Origin of the sequence: Paenibacillus sp. FSL R5-192, from assembly GCF_000517845.1 — a bacterium.
Lineage (GTDB): Bacteria > Bacillota > Bacilli > Paenibacillales > Paenibacillaceae > Paenibacillus > Paenibacillus amylolyticus.
In genome coordinates this window covers 14,755-31,641 of record NZ_ASPR01000013.1, presented here as the reverse complement: position 1 = coordinate 31,641, position 16,887 = coordinate 14,755, and the positions used below count along the sequence as shown (strand labels likewise).

Here is a 16,887-nt window from a genome sequence, read left to right as displayed (position 1 = left end):
CTTATCACCGGTGTTTTTCCACCAGCTTGGTCCGATCCGATTCTGACATCCGAAAGCGGCACATATCCCGCATCCTTGACAACAAAATGGCGTTCTCATGACTTGTCCGTCAAGCAAACGCCGCTCCCTTTAGTTTAACGGCCCAGCCCCGAATGAGCAACCGCGTTTTACTGTAAAACGTTTAAAGCTTCTTCATTAAAATAAAAACAACCGTCCTGCCCTAGTTGGACAAAACGATTGTTGTAAACTTTTATTCACAACCGACACACTCATATCACGCTAGTGTACCTGTACCCATTCATCTGGTGAAGCTACTACACCTTACAACTTTACAACTTCACTTTAATCTTTTAACGACTCTACCTCAGACTCCGGCAAGCCACTGGCCTTTGCAATAACAGCAACTTCGAGTCCAAGTGAGAGCATGTTCTTCACAATTTCAATCGCCTTTCTTTTTCCCCTTCTACTAATTCCTTTTCTATCCCCTTGGCTATTCCATGAGCTATTCCCTTTTCCGTAGCCCACTCAATCATAGAAGCTTCGTCATGTAAATATTTCTGGCGCTCTTCATACAAACGACGTGCTTCACGATCCTGACTCAAGAACTCCAGCGTATCCATTACTATCTTAACCCCAGATTCATTCATGTTGTATCACCGCCTTTTGCATTCATGCGATAATACAATCCTTTCCTCTGCATCAGTTGTTCATGCGTCCCATCCTCGGCAATTCGCCCATGTTCCATCACAAGGATGCGAGAGCACTGACGAGCTACCTCCATTCGATGTGTGACAAGCAACCCTATGCTGCCTTTCATAAAATTCAGCAAGTGATTCATCACGTTCTGTTCTGTCTGAATATCCAGGGATGACGTTGGTTCGTCCAGAATATACAGATCAGATGACCTCGTAAAGAGTCTGGCAAGCGACAGTCGCTGTTGTTGGCCTCCAGATAGATTGGCCCCTTTCTCTTGCAACATTGCTGCGTATTGTCCTTCTTGTGCCTCAATATATTCATGCAAACCTGCCTGCTCTGCCGCAAACTTCACTCTGTCCAATGTAACGTCTGAACTCAGACGAATATTGTCTTCAATCGTTCCTGTGAAAAAAGTTGGTCTCTGTGGCATATACGTCAGTCTGGATTGATTATCCATCTCTATATACTCTGCAACATGTTTATCACCCAGTAATACGCTTCCGTTTATTGGCTCGATCAACCCTGCACACACTTGGCACAGTGTAGATTTGCCAGCACCACTGGCGCCAACTACCGCAACCAGTTCACCAGGAACCAGATTAAGCGTAATCTGATCCAAAATCGTCCGACCACTGTCTTCATCGGTTACCGTAACCTGTTGAAGACGTAGTATAGCAATTTCGTTCTCTTTATGTGCCCCTTTTTGTGTATTCCCTTGATCTTGGTTACAAATTCCCTGTGCAAGTTCCTCGTGCTTAGTATTAGATGCGTCTGTCTTCTTGTTCTCCGCCAATTTCAACCATGCAGAGATACGTCCAAATGCACCCACGCTGGCCTGCATCTGACTCCACTGGCTGGACAAGCCGAGTACTGGCCACACCACCAATTCAAACAGCAGACTACTTGCAACAACCATGCCCGGAGACAAAGTTCCCCTAGCCGCTGACAAAGCAATAAGGAACAACGCTGCCAATTGAGCCAGACCAAACACCGCCATCGCCACGTTATCCGACATGCTCAGGGTCATCTGTAACTTGGCCTGAACATGATTCAGTGATTGCTGTTGTGTCCGAAAACGAGCGAGAAACCACGGTGAAGCATTATACATCTGAATCACCGGTATCCCTTCAACATACTGTTGGATCTGTTCTTGGGACACGCCTTCCCTGGATTCGACCTCATCGGACAGATGTACAATTCTCTGATCATACAACCTCGCCGTGAACCAGATTGCCCCTGCACTTACCAAGGCGATAACCGCAACCCATGCATCTGCTCTGTACAAGTATCCCAGCGATAGAGCAATGATGAATACAACCGTAACACCCTCTGCAATAGCCTCCACAACTTCTGCACCATGCTTGGTGTCTTCCTTGATGCGAAGCATCACATCCCCGGACTTCTGTCTGCGCACCCAGGAATAGGGCATCAGGTTTAACAGTTTCAACAGATCCATGGACATATCCCGTTGCATCGATTCCTTGAGCCATACCAGCACGTAACGATGCATCGCGAGCAATACGATAAACCCTGCCAGAATGGCGATAAAGATCAACGCTGTAGCGTTTAACTGCTCCTGTCCCCCATCATGAATAGCATCCACGAAGAATCCCTGTACAAAGGCAAGTCCCCAATCAAAGACCGCATCTGCGGCGATAAAAATGAGCAAGATCGCTACAGCTAATCCATAAGGCTTCATCCAGCGAAAAATAACGGGCCATACCGTTGCCAATGATATAGCTTGTTTTGGGTCATCTGAAACATCACTTTCGTTCATCTGATGATGAGCTTCATTTTCGATATTTTCATTTTCATTATTTTCATTTATCTCATAAGCTCCACTTTTCTCATGACTGCTCTTCATTTCAACTTCATCGGTGTATGCTGCATCTTCGGTCTTGTTACTCATGCTGTTCCTCCACTTCCGTATCCTGCTCCGCAATATAATTTCGATATCCGTTTGGACGATCCAGCAATTCACGATGAGTCCCCGTATCTTTGACGCGTCCTTTCTGAATATAGATGACCTGATCTGCCCGTTCGATCAGCGATAATCGATGAGTAACGGCAATAACCGTTGTGCCTTTGTCAGCAGTGATTCGGGCAAAAAGATCATTCAAACGTTGCTCATGCCACGGGTCTTGAGATGACGTCGGTTCATCCAACAGAAGAATATCCGGATTCCTCAGCATCGCTCTGGCTAGACTAATACGCTGAAGCTCACCACCCGACATCGTCCCGCCTTGTGACTGAAGCTCTGTCCCATAGCCGAGCGATTGACGCATAATCGCGTCATGTGCATGTGTCATGTGGGCCGCGACCTCTACTTGATCGGCAGATACCCCCTCTTGTCCAAAAACAATATTCTCTTCCACTGTTCCTGTGAAAATAAAGGCTTGTTGCGGAACATACACCTGATTGACATTCCCTGTCTGAACTTCGTGCATATCCTTCAGTGAACTCTTCTGATCCATGACCTGGATCAAACCAGTAACAGGTCTATCTAATCCGGCTATCAATTTCAATAACGTGGTTTTTCCGCACCCACTTGGCCCTGTGATTACAGTAAGCTTTCCTTTCTTGGCCTCAAAAGAAATATCTGTTAACACTTCTTCTTGCTCCGCATACCTATAAGACACATGCTGCACGTTGATGCCAGCCGGTTTAGATTGTTTTTCAAGCTGCACTAAATACGTATCGGGCCGTACATGTGTATTTGTACTGGTATTAGCAACCGTGTTCTCTCTCTCCAAATCCAGCACTTCAAAGATTCTGGACGCATGAGAAGCCGAACCAATAAAATCATTCCACAGCCCAGATAACGATTCAATCGGACGAGTTAACTGACTGCTTGCTACCAGAAAAGCTGCCAGTCCGCCTACATCCATATGTCCATTCAGGACCTGCATGCCGCCTAGATAGAGAATCAGAATCATGCCACCATACGTGGAGACCCGTCCGGCTGCTTCCGAAAGTCGTTGTAACACAGATACAGACATCGTATGTTTGAAAACCTGATCCATTCGACCTTTAAATTGATGGTGTACATAACCCGCGAGTCCGTAACTTCGGATCTCAACCGGGGCTTGGATGATTTCAGTCAGTATCTCATCTCTTGATGCTGCACTGGCATTCAACTGATCATGCCGTCTTTGTAGACGTTTACCCAGTCCTACTGTTACAAGAGGATAGATCAAAGTGAATGCAATGATAGCCAACGACAGCGGCAAGTTAACCCAGCTGAAGTAAGCAAAGGCAAGAATCAGCTGAATGATATTTTTCGCGAGTTCAATGCCATGTTGGTTGATCCCCTTCTGTGCTTCCTTGGCTGAAGTCCAGACCCTAGAGGTTAGGTCACCTGTATGATAATGCGCCAGATCGCGTGTCTCTGTGTTGCTAAAGGATGAGAGCAGTAGAGACTGCACAGACAATAATGTCTTTTGCTGGAATAACGTCTCGACCCTCGTCATGAATGCGGTTACAATCAATCGTAATACTACAATGCTAACGCCTATGATCAAACCTGAGTAGAGTAACGAAAACTGTGCTTCAGTCGCGCCTTTGACCAGTCTTCGGATCGATTCCAAATAACCGACCTCAATCAGGGAGACCATACATGCGGCGAAAAGTAACAGAATGATGAACATACGGTACTTGCCCGTTAGTGTCCATAATCGAGTTAACATGCCTAACGTTGTATAATTTTTTTTGTCAGCAAACATGGATGCTTTCTCCAATCTTGTCATTAAATTATGTACTTGGTTATGATATCATCGGTGATAAGGAAAAAATGAACATTTATTGCTGTAAGTACTATTAGAAGTAGGGAGATTGATATGCAACACGATCTGCTAAACACACTGGATAAGCTATTCGACTACATAGAAGACCATATTCAAGACAAATTAACGCTGGATCATCTGGCATCTGTGACTCATATATCCAAATTCCACCTGCATCGCATGTTCAAACATGTCAGCGGACAACTGCCTGGAGAATACATTCGTTCACGCAAATTGGCACGCAGCCTAGAGCAATTGGTGAATCTGAACTGGAAGATTATCGATATCAGCGGACATTACGCTTTTGAACATGAACAATCCTACATACGTGCTTTCAAACAAGCCTTCGGCATTACACCCCTGCAGTATCGCAAACAGGGAGCTGGAGACCTTGAATTCACTGCCCGCATGACTTCGTCCATGATCACAACGCTTCCATATGGATATATTTTCAAACCAACGTATGTACGAAAACCGGCTATGAAACTCATTGGGCAACGGTCCCACATTCGGTATGCGGATAACGAAGAGCACTATGAAGCCAATTCAGCAGGCAACGACTTTTTTGACAAACACTTTCATTCGATTCCTAACGTGCTGCAACCCAACGTATATATCGGATTTACCAATGAAATTAACGAGGATTACAGTACATATCAGCCGTCTGTAGAGGTCACCAGTCTGGATCATATCCCTGAAGAACTGGACGGAATTGAGGTCCCAGCCAACCAGTATGCCGTATTCAAATTTGTCTGTGATTTCCATCCAAGTCTCATCAATATTGATCATCTGGACAGTGTCTGGACATTTATCGATGAATATTGGCAGAGCCATTCGGGGTACGAGAAGAGTGATCCCTACTATTTTGAAAGAATTGACGGCAGTCTGGCTCAGGACTACTACGGAGAGATGGACATTTATATTCCTGCAAAGCAAATTTCACTGTAAGCTGCATATGGAGGTTCAACCTTATGGACTCAAATACTCAAGCTAATTCAAGTTCATCCAATACAAATTCTCGCAAACCTTGGATACGTAGACACCCTATTCTCACTACATTAACATTGTTGATTCTTGTACTGTTTGCCGCCGTATTCCTGTATTTCTGGCTCCGTCCTTACTTCTCCACATTTGACCGTTCCGAGCTGGGGGAATTGAGTTATTCCATGCCTTCAAGGAATGGTGAGTATACTGCCGAGATTTATGGTGTGCCCTATGGTGGTGCCGCAGGCGGGATTACGATCTGGGTCGATGTAAAGAAGACAAATGCCCCTGAGGACGCCACGGTAAAAACGATCTATCGTGGCAAGCACCACGGAAATAACCATCTCGAATGGGACAGTGAAAACACACTTCGGATTGAAAACTGGAATGAATATACGGATGAGACCATGACCCTCAATATCGATGACGAAATATATGATGGCTGGGGCTGGGCTTGCAAAAGCTTACGAATGAAGGACCAGTCTGTGCGATGCTTGGCACCCGAAAAGTAAAACAACTTAGCAACATAGTGTAAGTCTAAAACGCGCGAAGTTCCATCATGATGCGTAATCTTCACTGCACCGCATGTCAAAAGTCCCAATGCTCTGTATGCCTTGTGAAAATTTCACCAAATGCTACTTTCATTACACCATGGCAGGAGATACACGCAGCACGAGAAGCATTAAAAGCCCCTCTCACCGACTCTTTCGGCTGAGCGGGGCTGCTCTTGTTCTGCATTTTATCGTTTATTTACTTATACTTTATTGTGATCTAATATGCTTGTTCACTAACAACTTCGTAGCTATCGGACTTTAAACATATGGCAGCATCATATTTATCTATTATATCTATTCTACCTCTTAATCCTCTTCTGCTTCTGCTTCTGCTTCTGCTTCTGCTTCTGCTTCTGCTTCTGCTTCTGCTTCTGCTTCTGCTTCTGCTTCTGCTCGCAATTGTGCCTTACACTCTATCTCCACTCAACCCTTATTTTCACTGATCCGCCCTATCGCATCCTACCAGCAACGGATTAGTTTTTGTGTTATTTCACTTCTACTTCAATCTATTTTCTCTATCTCTACTCCCGCTTCAAACCCTTCTGTCCTCATCTGTCCCAGTTCGTCTCCCTACTTACGCGGTGACACTTCACCACGTTCTTCCCGCTCCTTCATCTCCTTGCGTACCACCACTTCGAGCTTCTGCCGATTAGCAAGCAACCCGGGATCGTTGGGCAAGTACTCACGGGCTTTGGTGTTATGCATGAGTGCCTGCTCCCAGTTGCCCAGATGGGCATAACAAAGGGATAAACGAGCATGTGGCAGCCATGTACGGCAAGCCCTAGGCACCGGGCGCAGACCCGGATCGCGGCTGCTCACGTCCACCGCCTGCATATACCAGTAGATCGCCGAGACGGGTTCCTGCCGTTCATGGAAACAGGCCGCAATAGCGCAGCAGAAATCGGCATGTGGCAGATCATACTGGAACGACTGCAGCAATGCTCCGAGCTTACGGCCCGGCTCACCCAGTCGTTCATAACATTCCGCCAGCCGCGCGCAGGCAATCAGGCGATCCTCGCGGTAACCGCTTGGCTGCTCCAGAAGCTTCGTGTATCCGCGTGCCGCCGCCGCATAACGCTGGCGGTCATAACACTCGCCTGCATAATAGAACAGCAGGCGACCTTGGGCTACGCCCTCTTCGACGATCCATTTGCGCAGAATGCGCACGTTTCGCGCCGAATGATGTCCCGCTTCGCGGCGATGCGTGACGGCAATATCTGCCGTAATGACCTCGCCCCGCGGAAAGCTAAGCTGCTCGTGCAGCCGGCCATGCCAGCGGCACCCGGCATCCCGCTTGACCAGGCGAAGGCGTCGGTCCGTCACAAGTGGACTCCCCTCCGCTCCCTCGGCCAGCGTGTAGTTCAAGATCACAGCTTCCGTCTTCCCCCCTGACGGAAGCTGCTGCTTCAACACCTCCAGCTTCGCCCGTTCCGCGGGCAGCAACACATCATCCGCATCCAGCCATAGGATATACTCCTGCGTGGCCTTGGCGAATGACTCATTCCGCGCTGCGGCAAAGTCTTCCTTCCATTCATACGTGTAGACATGGTCGGTATACTGCGCAGCGATGTCCATCGTGCGATCCGATGAACCGGTATCCACAATGACGATCTCGTCCGCGATGCCGGCAACCGAGTCCAGACAGCGCGCCAGCGTGCGTTCCTCGTTCTTCACAATCATGCACAGACTGATGGTGATCACGTTTTGAGCCCCTTCCTGTCGTACGCGTATTACGAAATGTCATAACGATTTGCTTTTGTTGGTTAAATACTCCGAACAAAGTACTATCATAAGTTGAACTAAAAGAGATTTGCACTGGACACTCCGATGACAGAAACTTTCCGATCGTTGTTAGTCCCATTTTTTTGATTCCTTTTATAAAGGGTAAATCCGGGGATAAAGGCGAAGCATATGCTTCCGGTGCATCTTTCATTCAGAACGCTTTTAGCTCAGCTTCTTGATATTCTTTTTGTCTTCTCCGTTTCGTGTAAATGTTTAATCCAATTTATTTGGTATTGGTATTGATCACGGAATTCATTTCATCTTCACTGTGGCTAACGAACTGAGGTGACGCTATTTGGTGTATTTCAGCCACCTGGTAAATGTAACGAATCTGAGACCCGCTATTCTCGCATTATAGGCATCCATTCGTCGTTTATCGCAGCTTTCAGATGAAATAGCGCCGCTGAGATTCGTTACATTTCTCATCTCGTCTAATTCATCAAAATAAGACGTGTGAGATTCGTTAGAATACCCCTGCCCTTGCCGCTGTTGCTACCCTTCCCCACTCTCCTGACGGCGAAGGCGTTTCACCTGCTCCACCGCACTGTCCAGTGCCTTCTTGCGCTGCTTCATTACGCGGAGGTGCTGATGTTCCACCTCGGCAAAATGGACATGATCCAGTTCCATCCACTCCATCAGTTGGTCCAAAGTCGGCGACATATGCAGTTGTGTACTCGGCCGTTTGCGGGCCACGCAACATAGATATTTATGATGAACTTCCAGTTTCAAGACTTCGAAATACGGTATTAGGCACATCGCCAGGCTTCCCGCATAGAAGGTCTGCTTGTGGTCATAGAACGGGTGATACCCATACGGCACAGTCACAACCAACGTCCCATCACCTTGCAACAGCCGATAAATCTGGATCAACAACGTCTCCGGATGAGCAAAATGCTCCAGCACTTCTCCAAGCAGCACAGTATCAAAGGCAGTCCTTACTTTCCATTGCGTAATATCCAGCATTCGAAAATCCACATTGTTCCTAACTGGCCTAGACTCTTTGGCAAGCTCAGCTTGCGCATATCGAACACTTTCTTCTTCCAGATCAATCCCTGTTACACGAAATCCTTCACGTGCCAGCAGAATGGACGTAATGCCCTGACTGCACCCGACATCCAGGATGCGTTTGCCAGTCGCCTCACGACACATCCAGTGGATACGCGTTCTTGTCGCTTCATGAGAATCCTCCGAATTGATCTCGCCGTAATAGCGTTCACTCACTCGATCATGATTGGCCATAGGTTTCTCCCGTTTTCACCCGATGAACCGGCTGACCCAGCACCACAATATTTCCCCCGAGGCATCCGGCCGTTGCATTGCGTGTATCAAAAATCAGCTTTGCATGATCTGCCATTTCCTGATAATCGAATCCCGAATGATCCGTGGTGATGATCACCAGATCAGCTCCTGTCCACAATTCCGGCGTAGCCGGCCGGGATTGAAGCACTGTACCGTCATCCTTGCGGAAGACAGGCACCATTGGATCTGTAAAAACCACTTCTGCACCCGCTGCGCTCAGCAGCCGATAAACGTCCAGCGCTGGCGATTCACGCAAGTCGTCAATGTCTTTTTTATAAGCCATACCCGCCAGTACAACACGTGCTCCTCGCACAGTTACACCATTCTGTTCCAGCAGCTCCGAGGCACGCTTCACTACTCTCTCTGGCATTTGCCGATTGGTTGCATCCGCCAGCTGGATGAACTGCAGCTCCGATCCCTGACGGTTCGCAGCCCAGGACAGATAGATCGGATCGATTGGGATACAGTGCCCGCCGATGCCGGGACCGGGATAGAATGGCATATAACCAAACGGCTTGGTCGCCGCCGCATTCAGCACCTCCCAGATGTTTACACCCATCTGTTCACAGGCCGGAGTCAGCTCATTCACGAGTGCAATGTTGACACTGCGAAATGTATTTTCGAACAGCTTTGCCGTCTCCGCTACCGTTGTTGAACTAACCGGAACAACTTCGTTGAGGAACGAGCCGTAGAACTGTTTACCATAATTCAGACAAGCGGGTGTGGAGCCACCAATAATCTTCGGGGTATTTTTCACACCATAATGCACACTGCCCGGATCTACCCGCTCTGGAGAATAACAGACGTAGAACTGTTCTCCAGCTCGCCAGCCGTTTGCCGCTTCAATCGGTTGTTTCACACGTTCCTCCGTTGTGCCCGGATAGGTCGTGCTTTCCAATATAACCAGGCTGCCCTCCTGCAAATAAGGACTCATGCCATCCACCGCCGCCGAAATATACGAGATATCCGGTTGATGCTCGGCAGTCAGCGGAGTGGGCACACAGATTACAATGACATTGGCCTGTGCCACCGCTGCATAATCGGTGCTTGCCGTGAATAATCCAGCCTGCATAAGCGACTGCACAACATCATCTTCTATACCTATGACATACGAATTCCCGGCGTTCAGCTTGGCTACCTTGGAAGTATCGATGTCAATCCCGTGGACTTGATAACCTGCCTGTGCCATCTCTACAGCCATGGGTAAACCAACATAACCGAGACCAATGACAACAGCTTTTAGGGAGCGGTCATTAATATGTTGTATTAGGGTACGTTGCTGTAACTCTTCATTACCTTCGTGCTGGTTGTGTTGATGATTTTCTTCCATTCCTTCCACCTCCAAACGCTCCGCCTCCCCTCGGTGGGTGTGTCTGAAAACTCCGAACGAGTTTTGAGACACACCCTAATCGATATAGCCACCTGCACGCAAAAACCGGGCAATCGCTGGTTTGTTCATCATGGCACTGTCCGAGCGATACTCGGAGAAGTTCACACGTGGCAGACTGCTGTACTGATCCGTTAGGCTCTTGTCCTTGTGCTCCGGCAGGATGACATAATACTGCGCATCATATTGATACGTACGCGGCGCTTCAAAGGGCGAGATCAGCACTTCATGTAATTTCTCGCCTGGACGTATTCCCGTCACCTTATAATCGAAGGATGGACGACCTGCCTGTTCCAACATGACGGATGCAAGTTCCGTCATCTTGCAAGCTTTCATTTTCATCACAAAAGTCTCTCCGCCCACGGCCGCCTCAGCCGCCTTAAGCAGTAAATGTATAGCTTCGGTACGCGTCAGGAAAAAACGGGTCATGCCTTTGTCCGTAATGGTCGGGCTTTTGCCTTCATCGATCTGACGACGGAACAAGGGCACAACACTGCCGCTGGTTCCAAGCACATTGCCCCCGCGGATGCAGACAAACCGGGTACCTTCACTTAGCCAGTTGGCACGAATCATCATTTTTTCACCCAAAGCCTTTGTCATGCCATATACGTTAATCGGATCTACCGCCTTATCTGTGGACACATCGATGACTTTGGCAACCTGCATACGTATCGCAGCCCGAATAATATTCTGGGTACCGATCACATTGGTCTTGAACGCTTCATCAGGCTGGTCCTCGCAGACCGGAACATGCTTCAGCGCAGCCAGATGGAAGAGCACATCCACACCTCTGCATGCATCTTCCACTGCCCGATTATCGCGGATATCCCCAATGATGAATCGCAGACGCGGATCATGGTTGAACTCTCGCTGCATCGCAATCTGGGCGTATTCATTACGTGACAGAAGGCGAATCTCAGCCGGGTCTTGCTCCAGCAGCACCTCGGTCAGCTTTTGACCCCAGGAGCCCGTTCCTCCGGTGATCAGAATCGTTTGTCCTTGAATCATGGATGAATCCCTCCCTGATCAGATCATGAATTCGCGTAGTACCTGTGCCATCTCATCCCGGCTTAACCGGTCTTTGGGCGGTACCTTTTTGGTTGAAGTATTGCTCGAATGCACGATGTTGACATAATTGCGCGGAGCAAGCAGCTCGTGCGGCAGTTCAATGACATTGCCATGTGTACCTCTGCCCGGGAGCTTGACCCGGTATCCTGCTGCGTATTCGGCTGTCTTATATAAGTAGACATAGAACTGTGGAGAACGGTGAAACGCTGGGGCCATCTCGTTATTCACACTGTCCCACAGATATCCGTTCTGGTTAATCAATGCCATCGTCTGCTGCTGTGGTTGAATATCGTAGAGCTGTTGAACAAAGGTTTTATGGTATAGATCATCCGAATCCAGACGGGCAATATAGAGTTGCTCCGCACCTTTGGCAAACGCCAAAATGGCACGCACACTCTCCATATTGGTTCCAAAACGAATATTGGAGGGAAGCGGCTCCTGACCCGCCAGAATCTCCTGCATTAATTCCCCGGATTCCTTGGACAACTTCACCACTGTGAGGAAATCCTGATTCGTCTGCGCCTTCAGGCAATGCAATGTGAACGTGCGGAAGATGCCCATCCGACGCTCCAGCCATTCCCGCGTTAATCGCTGTGGGTCCATCCCGTAATTGTTAAAGTTAATCTCAATCACAACTTTCCTGGACATAACATTCCTCCTCATGAACGCTGCAAGTTCCGTTTACCGGATACAGACTGTTTTCATAGTTTTGATGCCGTCTTCCTACGAAGACCATCTTCTATCTATCTGATCGCTTTCAAGCCACATCTCGCTTGTGAATCCAGCACTCTATATCGTATGAAACGTTGATAGAAGCGGTACCGACAGATGTACTAACTTTCATATAAATAGATTGATATACAACCGAAGATGGCGCCCTTTGGGTCGAACGTACATATCGTTACGGTATTCGCAACATAGAATAGAACAGTTCAATTTTCAAAGGAGGCAACCCATCACATGAATTCGATCTATCTTGAAATGGAAGGTGTGCTTGATCAGCTCGAAGCGGCACTTCTAGAACACCGACCGCTGTCTCTTGTAAGAGTCGGTGATGGCGAGAATATCGTCATGTCTCAAGAAACCGTATGGCCCACGGAACAGGTCCTTCAGGAGCGTTGGGCCAAGAAAGCCAACCTAGGGCAAAAGGGACTTCGTCTTCCCAACCCGAAACTACGGGATGAAGTCGCCGCTTCCTTGCAACGTGCCGATATCGTGGGCATTCTTCCTCGTGGTGACAGCACCATTAATGCTCCCGATTATCTCAAAAGACCCCTGACCGACATGGTATTTGCACACTTTGGCATCTCTCCTCCGATGACTTGTCATGCCTGTGTTAATCGGGAACTGGCGCAGAACCCGCGTTTCTGGCAGATGCTTGCAGGCAAGCGTGTGTTACTCGTTACTCGTGAGATTGAGGCACTGCGTGTCATGCTCGAACGTGATCCGTATAATCTAAACATTGTGACTGCCCTGCCCTTTGACAGCTATGATCAAATGGATGAAACGCTGCATTGGATTCAGAATAATCAACATACCTTCGATGTCGCTCTCTTCTCCTGTGGCGTCAACGCGGTTATCCTTGCGGAGCGAACAGCTGCACTTGCAGGCAAAGTGGCCATTGACTTTGGCAAAGCCAACAACATCATTCTGAAAGGCCGTGCCAACTGATCCTGGACAGTTTCAAACTTTAGATTCGTGATTTATATTGAAACGTGCAGATGCTTGTACGGCAAAAACCCCCGACTTCTTGAGCCGGGGGTTTCTTGCTGAGCGCTAGTCGAAACCTATCGTTGCATTGTCTTGCGTATCTGGGGTATGAAGCGAACTCTGCCGTCAACAGAAGTGATGACGAAGCACTCTGCCTGTTATATTTCGCCTTTCACTACTAACCGGTGGCTGCAATACCGTATAACATCTCCGGCCCGGTTCTTACTGCTGTGGACACCCCCGAGATGAACGAAGTATACACACTTTCCAATGCTGGTGGTGCAGACAGATCCTGAGCTGTGAACGAATGGAATTCGGCACCTCCGTTCTGTCCAATCGTACCTTCAGCACGGTAGATGATATAGAAAGGATCATATAAAAAACCTCGCACAAGCTCCACAACAAAGGTATCTCCCAGTTCTCCCGTAACACCTACTGTCCCGTTCAACGTAATAATGGGATTCACCACACCCTGCGTCTGTAGACCAATGGTGCCAAAAGCTGTCGGGGATTCTGACAGTGACAAACCGGGCTGTCCTACGGTTGCCGAGTTCATCGAAGTTCTCATATCGAGAAACACGCCCATGAGTAACACCTCCAATGCTATGGGATACCCTATCCTATGAATCTCACTACTCTTATGATTGGATGTATAGCAGATTGTATGAACCTATTTTTATTTGTCGACTGTTAATGGTATATTGAACTGCATAACGAAAATGAACGGATCGTATGCACACAAGCGGTACAGGCTGTTCAGAAGGAGATTACTATTCATGAATAAACGCAAACGTCCAACCAGCAAGACATCGGCCTCGGCCAAGGGTAAATCTTATACAGGTTCATCTTCAGCACGTTCCGGCAAGTCCAACTTCTCATCTGCCAAAACATCAGGTGCTTCCGCATCACGCAATACGGAGGAGAATAAGAAGCCAATAACCGCTAAATCATCGGGTGCACCCAAGAAAGCTGGAGGCAACAAACCCAAAAATGCCAGCGCATCCAAACGACCAGGCAATTCCTACTATCGCAAGCAGGAACCACCACGCCAGTACAAAGTGACCGAACCGGATGAACTGTTGAATTTCCTGTTGCAGCATTTGAAATCAGGACGGAACGCAGTGAAGTCCATTCTGGGTCGTGGACAGGTATCCGTGGATCAGAAGGTTGTAACCAAGTTTAATGAAGCGCTGACGCCAGGTCAGATTGTCTACATTCGAAAAGAAGGTGCAGTCGCTGCTCCATCCTTGACGGGTATTAACATTTTGCATGAAGACGATGATATCATTGTGATCCGCAAGGAAGCCGGACTGTTGTCCATCGCTGCTGACAAGACGGATGACCTGACGGCTTATCGCCAACTGACAGAGCATGTACGCCGCACGAATCCGCTCAACCGGATCTTTGTTGTACATCGTCTGGATCGGGATACGTCAGGTGTCATGATGTTTGCCAAAAGTGAAGAGGTACAGCAGAAGCTGCAAAACAACTGGAAAGAAAATGTGCAGGACCGCGTCTACGTTGCCCTTGTTGAAGGTTCAGTAGCCAAAGAAGAAGGCACCATCTCTTCCTGGCTGAAGGAAACCAAAACGCTGAAAATGTATTCCAGCTCTCGTCCGAATGATGGACAACATGCCATCACACATTACAAACGTCTGAAGTCGAACCGTGAGTTCTCCTTGCTGGAAGTGCGTCTGGAGACAGGGCGTAAAAATCAGATTCGTGTGCATATGGAAGATCTCGGACATCCGATTGCCGGTGACAGAAAATACGGTGCACGCACAAGAGACCTTGGCCGTCTCGGACTTCATGCACGTATACTCTCGTTTATCCATCCCACAACGGATGAGTTAATGTCATTTGAAACGGATATTCCAAAGCCATTCCTGTATCCGTTCCGTGCAGAAACTCCACCCGTGAAATAACTGCATCGTTATATAGAATCGACTGATCAACTGATCGATTGATCATGCCTGAAAGGAGGAACGGACACTGAAAAACCTGTTGATCACCGGTTACCGGGCACATGAATTGCAGATTTTTGGACAGAAGCATGAAGGTATTCCTTTTATCAAAAAAGCCATCTCTTCCCGACTCACTCCCCTCGTGGAGGATGGTCTGGAATGGGTGCTGACGCCGGGACAATACGGTGTGGACCTGTGGGCCTGCGAAGTGGTGATTGATCTGAAGAAGACGTATCCACATCTGAAGCTGTCGATCATCACTGCCTTTCAGAACCCGGAGGAGCAATGGAAAGAAGACAAGCAGGAGTATTACCGTTCCATCCTCTCGGGTGTGGACTATTACGGTGCGATTAGCAATCAACCTTATATCGGGCCGTGGCAGTTCACTGCACGGGATGACCTGTTGCTGCGTAAAAGCGATGGTCTTCTGCTCGTCTATGACGAAGATGCCGGAGAAGGCAGCCCCCGTTTTGTGAAGGAAAAAGCCGTGAAGAAACAGCAGAACGAGGACTATACAATCATCAGTGTCACTTCAGAGGATATTCAATCTGTAGCTGAGGATGAGCGCATGAACGATGTTATAGACTTTGACGATTCTTCATTCTGAAAAAATGTAGATCATCTGAAGTCCATTCATGCATAGTTTTCATCAGAGGGGAATCGTATTTTGAATGACGTACATATGTTTTTTTTCGAGGCAGGTTGGGTATAAGTAGTATTATAACTGCGATGATATGTCGTATGGGATAAGGGGAACTGCAACCATGACAATTACGCCAGAGCAGCGCATTCAACTGCATGGATTTAACAACCTGACCAAGTCGCTCAGCTTTAATATGTACGATATCTGTTATACCAAAACCAAAGACGAACGCGAAGCTTACATTGAATATATTGATGAACAGTATAACGCCGCCCGGCTGAGTAAAATTCTGAACAACGTCTCCGACATCATCGGAGCCCACGTTCTTAATGTTGCCCAGCAGGATTACGTGCCTCAAGGTGCGAGTGTTACGATGCTTGTCTCGGAAGGTCCAATTGTGGAGATCCCCGAAGAATCACTCGATGAATCTCCCGGCCCTCTACCCGATAACGTTGTCATGCAGCTGGATAAAAGCCATATCACTGTGCACACCTACCCTGAGTTTCATCCTAGTGAAGGTATAAGTACTTTCCGTGCGGACATTGATGTCTCCACCTGTGGTGAGATCTCACCGCTTAAGGCACTGAATTATCTGATCCACTCCTTTGATACGGACATTATGACGATGGATTACAGGGTGCGTGGTTTTACGCGGGATACGAGCGGACGCAAGCTGTTCATTGACCATGAGATCGGCTCGATTCAGAATTATATTCCGGATGAGATCAAGAGCAGCTTTGACATGATTGACGTGAACGTCTATCAGGAGAATATTTTTCACACCAAATGTAAATTGAGGGAATTCGATCTCGACAATTATCTGTTTGGGTACACCAAGGATAAGCTCAGCAAGAAGGAACAACAGGAGATTACGGAGTGGCTGAAGCTGGAGATGGACGAGATCTATTACGGCAAAAATATTAATCGTCCCTCTTAAAGAGGTTGTTCAACGCTGATCCATGAGGGCAAAATCTAAGACAAGATTTCATGAAGGCAGGGTTCTTCTTATCGGGGGACC

Annotated in this window: 14 protein-coding genes and 1 pseudogene; 6 read left to right on the top strand and 9 right to left on the bottom strand. The window is 47.9% G+C overall.

Translation table 11 applies throughout. The features are described from left to right. Positions 1-342 precede the first annotated feature (342 nt). The 3 genes and pseudogenes from C161_RS07765 to C161_RS07755 all read right to left on the bottom strand — a co-directional run. Positions 343-647: pseudogene (locus C161_RS07765) on the bottom strand (hypothetical protein); the annotation flags it as partial. Next, on the bottom strand, positions 644-2,395 hold the full coding sequence (locus C161_RS07760) for an ABC transporter ATP-binding protein (RefSeq protein WP_235193767.1): 1,752 nt from the start codon (positions 2,393-2,395) through the stop codon (positions 644-646). The gene C161_RS07760 and the pseudogene C161_RS07765, both read right to left, overlap by 4 nt. 202 nt (positions 2,396-2,597) lie before the next feature. Further along, positions 2,598-4,418, bottom strand: a complete 1,821-nt coding sequence (locus C161_RS07755; protein WP_036669313.1) for an ABC transporter ATP-binding protein — start codon at positions 4,416-4,418, stop codon at positions 2,598-2,600. 114 nt (positions 4,419-4,532) lie between these two features. Between C161_RS07755 and C161_RS07750 the strand changes: the two genes are divergently transcribed. Together C161_RS07750 and C161_RS31440 are read left to right on the top strand one after the other, a co-directional pair. Continuing rightward, positions 4,533-5,426, top strand: coding sequence for an AraC family transcriptional regulator (locus C161_RS07750; RefSeq protein ID WP_036669311.1), 894 nt, complete (start codon positions 4,533-4,535; stop codon positions 5,424-5,426). 23 nt (positions 5,427-5,449) lie between these two features. After that, positions 5,450-5,974: a DUF5412 family protein gene (locus tag C161_RS31440; protein WP_051449642.1), complete on the top strand. Its 525-nt coding sequence runs from the start codon at positions 5,450-5,452 to the stop codon at positions 5,972-5,974. A gap of 612 nt (positions 5,975-6,586) precedes the next feature. Here the strand turns inward: C161_RS31440 and C161_RS07740 are convergent. From C161_RS07740 to C161_RS07720, 5 genes are all read right to left on the bottom strand, one after another. Beyond that, positions 6,587-7,717 carry a glycosyltransferase family 2 protein gene (locus C161_RS07740; protein ID WP_036669310.1) on the bottom strand — a complete coding sequence of 377 codons (1,131 nt, stop codon included), beginning with the start codon at positions 7,715-7,717 and terminating at the stop codon, positions 6,587-6,589. A 573-nt stretch (positions 7,718-8,290) separates the two neighbouring features. Then, the gene (locus C161_RS07735) at positions 8,291-9,037 is read right to left on the bottom strand and encodes a class I SAM-dependent methyltransferase (RefSeq protein WP_036669308.1); all 747 of its coding nucleotides are present in this window, start codon (positions 9,035-9,037) and stop codon (positions 8,291-8,293) included. Next, positions 9,024-10,427: a nucleotide sugar dehydrogenase gene (locus tag C161_RS07730; RefSeq protein WP_051449657.1), complete on the bottom strand. Its 1,404-nt coding sequence runs from the start codon at positions 10,425-10,427 to the stop codon at positions 9,024-9,026. The genes C161_RS07735 and C161_RS07730 overlap by 14 nt, the downstream gene beginning before the upstream one ends. A 75-nt stretch (positions 10,428-10,502) precedes the next feature. Further along, the gene (locus C161_RS07725) at positions 10,503-11,492 is read right to left on the bottom strand and encodes an SDR family NAD(P)-dependent oxidoreductase (RefSeq protein ID WP_036669305.1); all 990 of its coding nucleotides are present in this window, start codon (positions 11,490-11,492) and stop codon (positions 10,503-10,505) included. A gap of 18 nt (positions 11,493-11,510) precedes the next feature. Next, on the bottom strand, positions 11,511-12,200 hold the full coding sequence (locus tag C161_RS07720; RefSeq protein ID WP_036669300.1) for a glycosyltransferase: 690 nt from the start codon (positions 12,198-12,200) through the stop codon (positions 11,511-11,513). Between the two features lie 312 nt (positions 12,201-12,512). On the opposite strand from C161_RS07720, the gene C161_RS07715 reads away from it, so the two are divergent. Then, positions 12,513-13,223, top strand: coding sequence for a GT-D fold domain-containing glycosyltransferase (locus C161_RS07715; RefSeq protein ID WP_036669298.1), 711 nt, complete (start codon positions 12,513-12,515; stop codon positions 13,221-13,223). Positions 13,224-13,440: 217 nt separating this feature from the next. Here the strand turns inward: C161_RS07715 and C161_RS07710 are convergent, their stop codons facing one another. Beyond that, positions 13,441-13,848: a hypothetical protein gene (locus C161_RS07710; protein WP_036610660.1), complete on the bottom strand. Its 408-nt coding sequence runs from the start codon at positions 13,846-13,848 to the stop codon at positions 13,441-13,443. A 190-nt stretch (positions 13,849-14,038) separates the two neighbouring features. Here C161_RS07710 and C161_RS07705 point away from each other — a divergent pair, with 190 nt between their 5' ends. The 3 genes from C161_RS07705 to speD all read left to right on the top strand — a co-directional run bounded on the left by C161_RS07705 (position 14,039) and on the right by speD (position 16,806). After that, positions 14,039-15,187 (top strand): RluA family pseudouridine synthase, encoded by a 1,149-nt coding sequence (locus C161_RS07705; RefSeq protein ID WP_156946088.1) that lies wholly within the window; start codon positions 14,039-14,041, stop codon positions 15,185-15,187. A 67-nt stretch (positions 15,188-15,254) separates the two neighbouring features. Next, positions 15,255-15,833: a DUF1273 domain-containing protein gene (locus tag C161_RS07700; protein WP_036669296.1), complete on the top strand. Its 579-nt coding sequence runs from the start codon at positions 15,255-15,257 to the stop codon at positions 15,831-15,833. A 157-nt stretch (positions 15,834-15,990) separates the two neighbouring features. After that, positions 15,991-16,806, top strand: coding sequence for an adenosylmethionine decarboxylase (gene speD / locus C161_RS07695; RefSeq protein WP_036610662.1), 816 nt, complete (start codon positions 15,991-15,993; stop codon positions 16,804-16,806). Positions 16,807-16,887: the final 81 nt, after the last annotated feature.